Raw genomic sequence first — 12,725 nt, 5'->3', positions numbered from 1 at the left:
TATCAGACAATCTGTGTGGACACTGCGCGGGAAGGTATCTTCAGGTAAGGAGGTGATCCAACCGCAGGTTCCCCTACGGTTACCTTGTTACGACTTCACCCCAGTCATGAATCACAAAGTGGTAAGCGCCCTCCCGAAGGTTAAGCTACCTACTTCTTTTGCAACCCACTCCCATGGTGTGACGGGCGGTGTGTACAAGGCCCGGGAACGTATTCACCGTGGCATTCTGATCCACGATTACTAGCGATTCCGACTTCACGGAGTCGAGTTGCAGACTCCGATCCGGACTACGACGCACTTTGTGAGGTCCGCTTGCTCTCGCGAGGTCGCTTCTCTTTGTATGCGCCATTGTAGCACGTGTGTAGCCCTACTCGTAAGGGCCATGATGACTTGACGTCATCCCCACCTTCCTCCGGTTTATCACCGGCAGTCTCCTTTGAGTTCCCGACCGAATCGCTGGCAACAAAGGATAAGGGTTGCGCTCGTTGCGGGACTTAACCCAACATTTCACAACACGAGCTGACGACAGCCATGCAGCACCTGTCTCAGCGTTCCCGAAGGCACCAAAGCATCTCTGCTAAGTTCGCTGGATGTCAAGAGTAGGTAAGGTTCTTCGCGTTGCATCGAATTAAACCACATGCTCCACCGCTTGTGCGGGCCCCCGTCAATTCATTTGAGTTTTAACCTTGCGGCCGTACTCCCCAGGCGGTCGACTTAACGCGTTAGCTCCGGAAGCCACTCCTCAAGGGAACAACCTCCAAGTCGACATCGTTTACGGCGTGGACTACCAGGGTATCTAATCCTGTTTGCTCCCCACGCTTTCGCACCTGAGCGTCAGTCTTTGTCCAGGGGGCCGCCTTCGCCACCGGTATTCCTCCAGATCTCTACGCATTTCACCGCTACACCTGGAATTCTACCCCCCTCTACAAGACTCAAGCCTGCCAGTTTCAAATGCAGTTCCCAGGTTAAGCCCGGGGATTTCACATCTGACTTAACAGACCGCCTGCGTGCGCTTTACGCCCAGTAATTCCGATTAACGCTTGCACCCTCCGTATTACCGCGGCTGCTGGCACGGAGTTAGCCGGTGCTTCTTCTGCGGGTAACGTCAATCGACGCGGTTATTAACCGCATCGCCTTCCTCCCCGCTGAAAGTACTTTACAACCCGAAGGCCTTCTTCATACACGCGGCATGGCTGCATCAGGCTTGCGCCCATTGTGCAATATTCCCCACTGCTGCCTCCCGTAGGAGTCTGGACCGTGTCTCAGTTCCAGTGTGGCTGGTCATCCTCTCAGACCAGCTAGGGATCGTCGCCTAGGTGGGCCATTACCCCGCCTACTAGCTAATCCCATCTGGGTTCATCCGATAGTGAGAGGCCCGAAGGTCCCCCTCTTTGGTCTTGCGACGTTATGCGGTATTAGCCACCGTTTCCAGTGGTTATCCCCCTCTATCGGGCAGATCCCCAGACATTACTCACCCGTCCGCCACTCGTCACCCAAGAGCAAGCTCTCTGTGCTACCGTCCGACTTGCATGTGTTAGGCCTGCCGCCAGCGTTCAATCTGAGCCATGATCAAACTCTTCAATTTAAGTTTGATTTGCTTAAACAAGTTAAGCGGTGCTCATCTGTAAAACGTCATAATGAATTTCATTATGTGTTCACTCGTGAGGCTTGATATTTTTTTACGTCCGGAGACGCTGATATCAATCCTGCGAGTGCCCACACAGATTGTCTGATAAATTGTTAAAGAGCAGTGCGAACAGTGCGTTAGCGTCCTGTCGCGAGGTGGCGTATATTACGCTTTCCTCCTGCAGAGTCAACCTCTTTCTCAGAAAGTTTTTCTCCGGCGGCGCAGTCTCCTGTGCCTCTCAACCCGCTTCCCGTTGCCGGTGTTCCGTGTCGATGGAGGCGCATTATAGGGAGTTCGCGCGGGCTGACAAGTGTTTATTACGAAAAGATTATCGTTCGCAGTAATTTTCATCAAATCGCGCTATTTCGCTACGATTTGCCTGGTAACTGTGCAAAATCATTGGCAAAAGTGCTTACCTGCTGCCAGTCCGTATACTCCACTTCTTTCGTCGAATCTGTCTCACCACCGGTCATGCGCATAATCAACTGGATCATGACGCGATCGAACCAGCGATAGCGCGGATAATAGAGCGCGCCTGCGAACACGGCACAGCAATCAGGCTGCCACGGCGAGTGTGCCAGGAACTTCTGCGTATAGGCATTGGTTTCAGGAGAGCGCTTCTCAGGTTTGCGCGCCGTCAGGTTCACCGAAAAGAAACCGCTGGTACGCTGCTGCAACTCATGACGGTGTTGTTTAACGAACTTGTCGACGACCGGCTGAAAATGGCCATAGCGGATAGATGCGCCAATTAACACACGATCATACTGTGCCCAGTCAGGCAGAGTGGCATCCTGAATGTTCAGTACATCACACTGCTGCTGCTGGCGGATCACATCAGCAATAGAAGAGGCAATCTTCCTGGTTTGTCCGTCGCGAGTGGAATAGAGAATCAGCGCTTTCATGTCAGCATCCTTATTAATTATTCACGCCAGAAAGTAGGCGTGAACAGCACCAGCAAGGTGAATACCTCGAGACGCCCGAACAACATGGTGGAAATAAGAATCCATTTCGCCACGTCATTCATTGAAGTGAAGTTATCAGCTACGACCCCTAAGCCAGGGCCGAGGTTATTGAGCGTCGCGGCAACGGCAGCAAAAGCCGAGAAGTCATCAACACCGGTAGCGATGATCGCCAGCATGCTGATCAGGAACACCAGCGCATAAGCCGAGAAGAATCCCCATACAGCTTCAAGGATACGTTCCGGCAGCGCCCGGTTGCCCAGCTTAATGGTGTAGACCGCATTGGGGTGAACCAGACGCTTAAGCTCACGGTTACCCTGCTTGCATAACAGCAGTATGCGAATCACCTTCAGACCACCGCCGGTTGAACCGGCACAGCCGCCGATAAAGGCGGAGCACAACAGCAGTACCGGCAGGAACAATGGCCAGCGAGCGATGCTGTCGGTCGTGAATCCCGCCGTCGTCGCCATGGAAACCACCTGGAAAAAGGCCTGGTTCAGCGTCTGCCAGCCACTTTCATAGACATTATGGAACCAGAGCACCAGGGTACAGATCAACACCAGCGTCAGCTGAACGCCAATAAACATGCGGAACTCAGGGTCGCGCCAGTACACACGCAGATTGCGTCCGCTTAACATGGCAAAGTGCAGGCCGTAGTTACAGCCTGAGATCAGCAGAAACACCGCCACGATGGTATTGATGGTGCCACTGTTAAAATAGCCGATACTGGCATCATGGGTTGAGAAGCCGCCAATGGCGATAGTCGAGAAACTGTGGCCAATAGCATCAAACGCTGGCATGCCCGCCAGCCACAATGCCAGCGCACAGGCTATCGTCAGCAGGACGTAGATCAGCCAGAGTGTTTTAGCCGTCTCGGCGATACGCGGTCGCATTTTATTATCTTTCAGCGGCCCCGGCATTTCAGCGCGATAGAGCTGCATGCCCCCGACGCCCAGAATCGGCAGTATCGCCACGGCTAATACGATGATCCCCATACCGCCCAGCCACTGCAGCATCTGCCGATAGAAGAGAATCGCCTTAGGCAACGAGTCCAGCCCCACCAGCGTGGTGGCACCGGTGGTTGTCAGGCCAGAGAAAGATTCAAAGAACGCATCCGTCACCGAAAGATGCGGCTGTTCGGCAAAGATAAAGGGCATCGCCCCTACGCTGCCCAGCACCGTCCAGAACAGGACCACAATCAGAAACCCTTCCCGCGGTTTGAGTTCGGTTTTCTTTTTGCGATTCGGCCACCACAGCAGCGAGCCGATCACCAGCGCCATCATAAAGGTCTGGCTAAACGCCCGCCCTGCGCCATCGCGATAAATTAAGGCGACCAGGCCGGGCAAAATCATCGTCACTGAAAAGAGGATCACCAGCAGACCGACTATGCGGGTAATGGCGCGAAAGTGCATTCAGCCGTTCCTTTAAATAAAAGAGATGAACATCATGGTGTGAGCGGGATCAGCGATAACGCGCCCCGACTAAAGTCTGACAAATTTTTTTTGAACCCGTCGATCTGTCCGTAAGGTACAGCCAGCGTCAATGCAATACGATCCTGAAACTGGCTGTCGGTCACCTTACCTTCAAAACGCTGTACCAGCCGTTCAATATCACTGAGCTGTGCATAGTCACATTGCAAAGTGAACAGCTTCATCGGCACTTTGCGCTGCCGTGGCAGCTGCTTAAGCCCCTGCTGGACGCCACCACCATACGCTTTCACTAAGCCGCCGGTTCCCAGCATGATGCCACCGTAGTAACGCACCACCACAGCGGTAATCTCGCCAATATCCGCGCCCATCAGTTGCGCCAGCATCGGTTTCCCTGCCGTACCCGAAGGTTCACCATCATCAGAGAAACCGAGTTGCTGAGAATCATTCGGCGCGCCCGCTACCCAGGCCCAGCAGTGATGCCGGGCAGTGGGATGCTCGCTTTTAACCTGCTGGACAAACGCGCGCGCCGCCTCTGCACCCTCGGTGTGCGCCAGTAGCGTAATGAAGCGACTCTTTTTGATTGTCTCCTCACTGCTGCTTACTGGCACAGCGGGAATATCAAAGGCCTCCATCAGGCCAGATGCAGATCGCGGGTCATGTTCTCAACGCGATGCGCATGGATCACCACGTTATCCTCGATACGAATCCCGCCATAAGGCCGAAGCGCATCAATGGCCTGCCAGTTAAAGTGCTGACTGAAACGGCCTTCACGCAGCGGCTTCAGTAACGAATCAATAATATAGAAGCCCGGCTCAATGGTTAATACCATGCCCGGTTGCAGCACGCGGGTGCAGCGAAGATAAGGATATTGCGCTGGCGCGGCGAGATGGGTGCCCTGCTCATCCTGCATAAAACCGGCAACGTCATGGACCTGCAGACCCAGCGGATGCCCCAGGCCATGTGGCATAAACGGACCGGTCAGATCTTCAGCCACCAGCGCTTCTTCGCTGATTCCCTGAGCCAGCTCAAACTTCAGCAACATCTTCGCAATACGCTGATGCATCTGAAGGTGGTAATCGGTGTAGCGTACGCCCGGTTTCAGCGTGGCTATCAGGGCCAGCTCTTCAGTGTTCATCGCCTCAACCATTCTGGCATAGAGCGAACTGCTCTGCGCTGCATAGCTGCGGGTCAAATCAGCGGCATAGCCAAGATACTCGGCACCCGCATCAATCAAAAAGCTATGGCGTTTCGCCGGTGGCTGATGATCCAGCCGGGTGTAGTGCAGCACCGCAGCGTGCTCATTCAGCGCAATGATATTGCCGTAAGGTACATCGGTGTCGCGATGACCGGTAGAGGTCAGATACGCCTGATTGATATCGAACTCGCTTAAGCCCGCCGAGAACGCCTCTTTCGCCGCGCGATGACCGGCAACCGCCAGCTTCTGCGCCTGGCGCAGACAGGCGAGTTCATAATCAGTTTTGATGCTGCGATGGAAGTGCAGGAAGTCGATTACCGCTTTGGGATTAATATTGCCAGAGGCGATGCCGAGCTGAGATGCACGCGCGTTAACCGGGCCGATATAGGCGACGTTATCACGCTGTGCAGGCAGCAACTGCGCTATCTCATCCGCATTTTTCAGGCCGATAACGTCGACATCCCCGGTCCAGAAGCTATCCGGCAACGGTTCAACGTTATGCCAGTAATCCACCGGAGAGTAGAACCACAGTTTCGGTTTGTTTACCCCATCAATCCAGAGCCAGCAGTTGGGCACCTGCGTCACCGGCACCCAGGCCTTGAACTGCGGATTCACCTTAAACGGATAAGTGTGATCATCCAGAAACACCGTCAACAACTCACCGGAATGGATCAACATCGCATCCAGTTTATTGCGTGCCAGCACCTGCTGCGCCCGTTGTTGCAACGTGGCGATGTGCGCGTGATACAAGGTCTTCAGTGAATCCATGGACGTCTCTCCAGTGTCGCGAAATGGCCGCAGTTTAGCATACCCCTTGCGCAGATGCCGAAGTCGGCGCAGCTGTGATCTTGTTAGCAAATAAGCAAAGACCAGTTTGCAAAAAATTAACATCGCTCCCACACTCACGATCATCTGGTATGACCAGATCACCTTTCGCGGTTTCAGGAGACGCACATGCTCTACCAAGGCGCTAACCTTACTCTTCACTGGCTGGACGATGGCATCGCCGAGCTGGTTTTTGACGCTACGGGCTCGGTCAACAAGCTCGATACGCAAACTGTCGCCAGCCTGGGCGAGGCAATAGCTGTGCTGGAGCAGCAGCCAGAACTGCGCGGCCTGCTGCTGAGCTCCGCTAAACCTGCCTTTATTGTAGGGGCAGATATCACCGAGTTCCTTTCACTGTTTGATGCACCCACCGAAAAGCTGAGCCAGTGGCTGAGTTACGCCAACAGCATCTTCAATCGTCTGGAAGATTTGCCGGTACCGACTCTGGCCGCCATTGACGGCTATGCACTGGGCGGCGGATGTGAATGCGTACTGGCAACCGATCTGCGTATCGCTACTGCGGACGCCCGTATTGGCCTGCCGGAAACCAAACTCGGCATCATGCCGGGATTTGGCGGCAGCGTGCGATTGCCGCGCCTGCTGGGCGCCGACAGTGCGCTGGAAATTATTGCGGCGGGAAAAGATGTCGATGGCAATGCCGCTCTTAAACTCGGTCTGGTCGATGCCGTGGTGTCTCGCGAGAAACTGCGTGAGGCGGGAATCACCATGCTTAAGGCCGCTGCCACTGATGGCAGCTGGCGCGCCCGCCGGGCCCCTAAGCTGGCTCCGCTGAAACTCAGCCCGATTGAAGCGGCCATGAGCTTCACTATCGCGAAAGCCATGGTGCTGCAAACCGCAGGCAAGCATTATCCCGCTCCGCTGATGGCGGTAAAAACCATTGAAGCTGCAGCCAGCCTTGGCCGCGATGACGCGCTGAAGCTTGAAACCGCAGCGTTTGTGCCGCTGGCACAGTCTGATGAAGCACGCGCGCTGGTCGGCATCTTCCTCAACGACCAGTATGTGAAAGGTCTGGCGAAAAAGCGCGGCAGCGAAAGCGGCGCACCCGCTCAGGCAGCGGTACTGGGCGCAGGCATCATGGGTGGCGGCATCAGCTACCAGTCTGCGTGGAAAGGCGTGCCGGTCAGAATGAAAGATATTAATCCACAGGCGTTAACGCTGGGGATGAACGAAGCCAGCAAGCTGCTCAATAAGCTGCTGGAACGCGGCAAAATCGACGGCAACAAACTCGCCAGTGTGATCGCCACTATCCAGCCCACGCTGGATTACGCCGGTTTTGAACAGGCTGATGTGGTGGTTGAAGCGGTAGTAGAGAATCCGCTGATCAAGGCAAAAGTGCTGGCGGAAACCGAACAGCATCTGCGTGAGGATGCGATTCTGGCCTCCAATACCTCGACCATTCCCATCAGCCAGCTGGCGCAGGCGCTGCAGCGTCCGGAAAACTTCTGCGGCATGCACTTCTTCAATCCGGTACCGCGTATGCCGCTGGTAGAGGTGGTTCGTGGCGAGAAAACCAGTGAAGCGACCCTGAGCAAAGTGGTGGCCTGGGCCAGCAAAATGGGCAAAACCCCGATCGTAGTGAATGACTGTCCGGGCTTCTTTGTTAACCGGGTGCTGTTCCCTTACTTCGCCGCTTTCAGCCTGCTGCTGCGCGACGGCGCCGATTTCCGTCAGATTGATAAAGTGATGGAAAAACAGTTTGGCTGGCCGATGGGCCCCTCATGGCTGCTGGATGTGGTCGGCATCGATACCGCGCACCACGCGCAAAGCGTCATGGCTGACGGTTTCCCGGATCGTATGAAGCATGACTATCGTGATGCGATCGATCTGCTGTTTGATGCCGGTCGTTTTGGCCAGAAAAATGGCAAAGGCTTCTGGCGCTGGGAAGAAGATAAAAAGGGCAAACTGACAAAAGTGGCTGATACCGAAGTGGATACGCTGCTGGAGCAGGTCTGCCAGCCTAAGCGGGTCTTCAGCGACGAAGAGATCCTGAATCGTATGATGCTGCCAATGCTGAATGAAGTAGTGCGCTGCCTGGAAGAGAAGATTATTGCCTCGCCAGCGGAAGCGGATATGGCGCTGGTCTATGGTCTCGGCTTCCCGCCTTTCCGTGGCGGCGCTTTCCGCTATCTCGATACCCTGGGCAACAGCAATGTGGTGGATCAGGCCCGGCGTTATAGCGCGCTCGGTGGCTTATATGCCCTGCCTGCGCTGCTGGTGCAGAAAGCCCATCAGCATGAAAGCTGGTATCCCGCCGCCAAACCGATTGATGAAGCCGCGCTGAAAAGCGCCTGAGGGCAAAAAGATGGAAAATGTGGTGATTATTGATGCGGTGCGCACGCCAATGGGACGTTCAAAAGGCGGCGCCTTTCGTCACGTGCGCGCTGAAGATCTCTCTGCGCACCTGATGCGCGAACTCCTGAGCCGCAACCCGGCGGTGAACCCGACATCACTGGACGATATCGTCTGGGGCTGCGTACAGCAGACGCTGGAACAGGGATTTAATATCGCGCGTAACGCCGCGCTGCTGGCCGAAATCCCGCATTCAGTGCCGGCCACCACCGTCAACCGACTGTGTGGCTCTTCAATGCAGGCGCTGCATGATGCGGCCCGCGCCATTATGGTCGGCGATGCGCAGTGCTGTCTGATCGGTGGCGTGGAGCATATGGGACATGTGCCGATGAATCACGGCGTCGACTTTCATCCCGGTCTGGGCCGTACTGTGGCAAAAGCAGCAGGCATGATGGGCTTAACGGCTGAAATGCTGGCGCGAATGCATCATATCAGCCGTGAGCAGCAGGATGCATTTGCCCTGCGTTCGCATCAGCGGGCCTGGCAGGCCACCCAGCGTGGGGACTTTGCAACAGAGATTGTCGCCACCTATGGTCACGACAGCGACGGCATTCTTAAACGCTATGACTTCGATGAGGTGATTCGCGAGGAGACCAGCGCCGAAGGACTGGCGGCACTCAAACCCGCCTTCGATCCGGTTAACGGCACCGTCACGGCGGGTACATCGTCGGCGTTGTCAGATGGCGCGGCCGCCATGCTGGTCATGAGTGAATCACGCGCCCGTGAGCTGGGGCTGACACCGCGCGCGCGCATCCGCAGCATGGCGGTGGTGGGCTGTGATCCTTCGATAATGGGCTATGGACCGGTACCGGCCAGCAAACTGGCATTGAAACGGGCGGGACTGAGCGTCAGTGATATCGATGTGTTTGAGCTGAACGAAGCCTTTGCCGCGCAGACGCTGCCCTGCATCAAGGACTTAGGTTTGCTGGAACGGATAGATGATAAGGTCAATCTGAATGGCGGCGCGATTGCGTTAGGCCATCCGCTGGGCTGCTCCGGCGCACGCATCAGCACAACGTTGCTGAATATTATGGAGCGACGCGACGCCCGTTTTGGCCTCGCCACCATGTGTATCGGACTGGGTCAGGGCATTGCGACCGTATTCGAGCGTCTGTAATACGTTGAGTCTTACTTTGTCAGATTTACCCGCCAGTAAATCGGCGGGTTTTTTCTGTCTGCTACAGGCTGCTACAGGGAATCAGATAAAGGCAAACGCATCGCCGTACATCTGTGACTCCACCGCGCCACGCTCGGCACAGAAACGATCGCGGGCAATCTTCGCCATCTCAAAACGTCCGGCGATGTAGATCTCATGCTCGCTCAGCGTACTGAAATCCTGCATTACTGCCGTCAGTACCGTGCCTGAACGGCCCTGCCAGCCCGCTTCAGGTTGCTCGACAACCGGGATCACCTTCAGATTCGGGTGCTTCACCGCCAGCGCATCCAGCTCTTCCAGATCGTACAGATGCTTGAGCTCACGTCCGCCCCAGTAAATGGCGATATCGCGCTCTGGCTGTTCCGCCAGTGCAGTGAGCAGAATCGAACGGGCATAGGAGAAACCGGTGCCGCCTGCAATCAGAATCAGCGGCTTGCTGCTCTCTTCACGCAGCCAGGCATCGCCGTGCGGCATATCAACCGTAATCTGGCGATCGTTACGGATGCGATCCATGACGGCCATGGCATAGAGGTTCAGATCGGACGCGCCGATATGCAGCTCAATGATATCTTTTTCCATCGGCGTTGAGGCCAGTGAGAACGGACGCTTGTCACGCTCGTCCATCACCACCATCAGATACTGTCCCGCGCGAAAACTGAATTCCGCTTCAGGGATCAGGCGAACGCGATAGACCGTGTCGGTAATCGCCTCAACCGAAGTTACTTTACAGCTTAACGTTGTCATGCGTTCCCTCTGTCGGGTCGTCTTTATGGTTGTGCTCGCCATCAACGCTGTGGCGGCTGATCAAAAATACCTAGCTCATCCCAGATAGCATCAATGCGCGCGGTGACCGCAGGATCTTTGACGATAGGTGTACCCCATTCGCGCTGCGTTTCACCTGGCCACTTATTGGTCGCATCCATCCCCATCTTCGATCCCAGCCCGGAAACGGGCGAAGCGAAATCGAGATAATCGATTGGGGTATTTTCCACTAATACCGTATCGCGGGCCGGATCCATACGCGTAGTGATCGCCCAGATCACGTCGTTCCAGTCACGCGCATTAACGTCATCGTCACACACAATAACAAATTTGGTGTACATGAACTGCCGCAGAAACGACCAGACGCCAAACATGACACGTTTGGCATGCCCCGCGTACTGCTTTTTAATCGTCACGACCGCCAGCCGGTATGAACATCCTTCTGGCGGCAGATAGAAGTCCACGATCTCCGGGAACTGCTTCACCAGAATCGGCACCAGCACTTCATTCAGCGCCACACCCAGCACCGCAGGTTCATCTGGCGGACGGCCGGTATAGGTGGAGTGATAGATAGGCTTATGGCGCTGCGTAATATGCGTAACGGTAAACACCGGGAAGCTATCTACTTCATTGTAGTAGCCGGTGTGGTCGCCGTAAGGTCCTTCCGGCGCCATATCGCCCGCTTCGATATACCCTTCCAGCACGATTTCCGCGCTGGCGGGAACTTCGAGATCGTTCGAGAGGCATTTCACTACTTCGGTTTTATTGCCGCGCAGTAAACCGGCAAACGCATATTCTGACAGCGTATCAGGCACCGGCGTTACGGCCCCAAGGATAGTGGCAGGATCGGCACCCAGCGCCACCGAGACCGGAAAACGCTCACCCGGATGCGCTTTCGTCCACTCCAGATAATCGAGCGCACCGCCACGGTGCGACAGCCAGCGCATGATCAGCCGATTTTTGCCGATCACCTGCTGCCGGTAGATACCGAGATTCTGCCGCTCTTTGTGCGGGCCGCGCGTCACGGTCAGCCCCCACGTAATCAGCGGGGCCGCATCGCCCGGCCAGCACTTCATCACCGGAATCCGCGTCAGATCGACTTCATCGCCGCTGAACACCTCTTCCTGACAAGGTGCATTGCGCAGGCGTTTGGTCGGCATGTTCAGGACCTGCTTAAACTGCGGCATCTTATCGAACAGATCGCGGAAGCCTTTTGGCGGCTCCGGCTCTTTCAGGAAGGCCAGCAGTTTACCCACTTCACGCAGTGCGCTGACCTCTTCCTGGCCCATGCCCATTGCCACACGCTTTGGTGTGCCGAACAGATTGCACAGCACCGGCATGTCGTACCCTTTCGGGTTTTCAAACAGCAGAGCCGGGCCACCGGCACGCAGAGTGCGGTCGGCGATTTCGGTCATTTCCAGTTCAGGATCGATCGACTGGGTAATGCGCTTTAGCTCACCGCGCTGTTCGAGCAGCGCGAGAAAGTCTCTTAAATCGTGATATTTCATGCGGCTTTAGCTTTCCGGCCAGAGTGAATCGGCCATTATAGGTCTGATTAAGCGGTTATGCTGAGGTTTATATGGCAGCGTCATACGCACTGAAAGGGAACCAGCGGTTGTAACGCGCGGGCATCGTGATACCCCTGAATCGGCTCGCCGTGGCGAAACAGTTTAAAATCTTCGTTTCGCACGCTGTGATAGCGCAGCTGATTGTCGTGAACGTGCAGAAAACTGCCTTCACGCAGTGCAATCACCGACTCAGTCGGATTAACTGCACAGAACTCTGCCAGCCGTTCGTCACGGGTTTCGCCCATATGACTGCTGACGCTGGCATCCAGATAGTGGGGATTAATCTGCACCGGAAAGAGTCCCAGCGCAGGCAGCACCACGCTGCTGCGCACCGGCATATCGTTCGTGGTACGGATTGAGGGCGTCGCCACGTTGCAGCCTGCGCTCCAGCCGACATAAGGTACCTGCCGCTCCCGCACCGCGCGCTGAATCGCCCCGATCAGACCCTGCTCATGCAGCATCTGATTCAGGAACCACGTGTTGCCGCCGCTGACTAAAATCAGCTCTGCCTGCGCAATCGCTTCAGCCGGTGAGGCGAATGCCTGAACCCGCTCAACCTGAATGCCCAGTGAGGCACTGAGTTCGGCGGCGCGTTGCTGCTGATCGCCACGAATAATCGCATAGGGGATCAGTACCGCCGAGCGGATAGCGCGTCGGGCGATCATGGCGTGCAGCTGCGGCTGCGCATAGCCCAGCAGCGGCGCATCATCCGCCAGCTTGCCGTTGCTCAACAGAAAGAGTTCCATCAGAGGATCCTTTTGCAGATGTGATGGACATTGAGTCTGATACAGAGCAATAGCAGACGTCAATTTTCAGTCACCTTTTCTACTGCC

General features: G+C 55.7%; 9 protein-coding genes and 1 rRNA gene. 2 read left to right on the top strand and 8 right to left on the bottom strand.

The window, feature by feature from the left end; translation table 11 throughout:
- Nucleotides 1-45 precede the first annotated feature (45 nt).
- The 5 genes from ACO6VX_RS18710 to pepQ all read right to left on the bottom strand — a co-directional run bounded on the left by ACO6VX_RS18710 (nucleotide 46) and on the right by pepQ (nucleotide 5,979).
- Nucleotides 46-1,585, bottom strand: a 16S ribosomal RNA gene (locus tag ACO6VX_RS18710).
- Between the two features lie 410 nt (nucleotides 1,586-1,995).
- On the bottom strand, nucleotides 1,996-2,529 hold the full coding sequence (gene hemG, locus ACO6VX_RS18705; protein ID WP_182500931.1) for a menaquinone-dependent protoporphyrinogen IX dehydrogenase: 534 nt from the start codon (nucleotides 2,527-2,529) through the stop codon (nucleotides 1,996-1,998).
- 17 nt (nucleotides 2,530-2,546) lie between these two features.
- Nucleotides 2,547-3,998: a Trk system potassium transporter TrkH gene (trkH, locus tag ACO6VX_RS18700; protein ID WP_010257200.1), complete on the bottom strand. Its 1,452-nt coding sequence runs from the start codon at nucleotides 3,996-3,998 to the stop codon at nucleotides 2,547-2,549.
- A gap of 32 nt (nucleotides 3,999-4,030) precedes the next feature.
- Entirely contained in the window at nucleotides 4,031-4,648 is a 618-nt protein-coding gene (locus ACO6VX_RS18695; protein WP_010257205.1) for an IMPACT family protein, read from the bottom strand.
- Nucleotides 4,648-5,979, bottom strand: a complete 1,332-nt coding sequence (gene pepQ, locus ACO6VX_RS18690; protein WP_422458262.1) for a Xaa-Pro dipeptidase — start codon at nucleotides 5,977-5,979, stop codon at nucleotides 4,648-4,650. The genes ACO6VX_RS18695 and pepQ overlap by 1 nt, the downstream gene beginning before the upstream one ends.
- 186 nt (nucleotides 5,980-6,165) lie before the next feature.
- Between pepQ and fadB the strand changes: the two genes are divergently transcribed.
- Both fadB and fadA read left to right on the top strand, forming a co-directional pair.
- Nucleotides 6,166-8,349 (top strand): fatty acid oxidation complex subunit alpha FadB, encoded by a 2,184-nt coding sequence (gene fadB / locus ACO6VX_RS18685; protein ID WP_033767553.1) that lies wholly within the window; start codon nucleotides 6,166-6,168, stop codon nucleotides 8,347-8,349.
- 10 nt (nucleotides 8,350-8,359) lie between these two features.
- Nucleotides 8,360-9,523 carry an acetyl-CoA C-acyltransferase FadA gene (gene fadA / locus ACO6VX_RS18680; protein ID WP_064690483.1) on the top strand — a complete coding sequence of 388 codons (1,164 nt, stop codon included), beginning with the start codon at nucleotides 8,360-8,362 and terminating at the stop codon, nucleotides 9,521-9,523.
- A gap of 81 nt (nucleotides 9,524-9,604) precedes the next feature.
- Here fadA and fre read toward each other — a convergent pair whose 3' ends face one another.
- The 3 genes from fre to pepE form a co-directional block, all read right to left on the bottom strand.
- Nucleotides 9,605-10,306: an NAD(P)H-flavin reductase gene (gene fre / locus ACO6VX_RS18675; RefSeq protein WP_010257219.1), complete on the bottom strand. Its 702-nt coding sequence runs from the start codon at nucleotides 10,304-10,306 to the stop codon at nucleotides 9,605-9,607.
- Between the two features lie 41 nt (nucleotides 10,307-10,347).
- Nucleotides 10,348-11,832, bottom strand: a complete 1,485-nt coding sequence (gene ubiD / locus ACO6VX_RS18670) for a 4-hydroxy-3-polyprenylbenzoate decarboxylase (RefSeq protein WP_010257222.1) — start codon at nucleotides 11,830-11,832, stop codon at nucleotides 10,348-10,350.
- Nucleotides 11,833-11,912: 80 nt separating this feature from the next.
- Complete coding sequence (pepE, locus tag ACO6VX_RS18665) at nucleotides 11,913-12,638, bottom strand: dipeptidase PepE (RefSeq protein WP_022624874.1); 726 nt, start codon at nucleotides 12,636-12,638, stop codon at nucleotides 11,913-11,915.
- Between the last annotated feature and the right edge of the window lie 87 nt (nucleotides 12,639-12,725).

Origin of the sequence: Pantoea sp. BJFS-204, from assembly GCF_049310725.1 — a bacterium.
Classification (GTDB): Bacteria; Pseudomonadota; Gammaproteobacteria; order Enterobacterales; family Enterobacteriaceae; genus Pantoea; species Pantoea agglomerans.
This window is presented reverse-complemented; position numbering and strand designations above follow the sequence as displayed.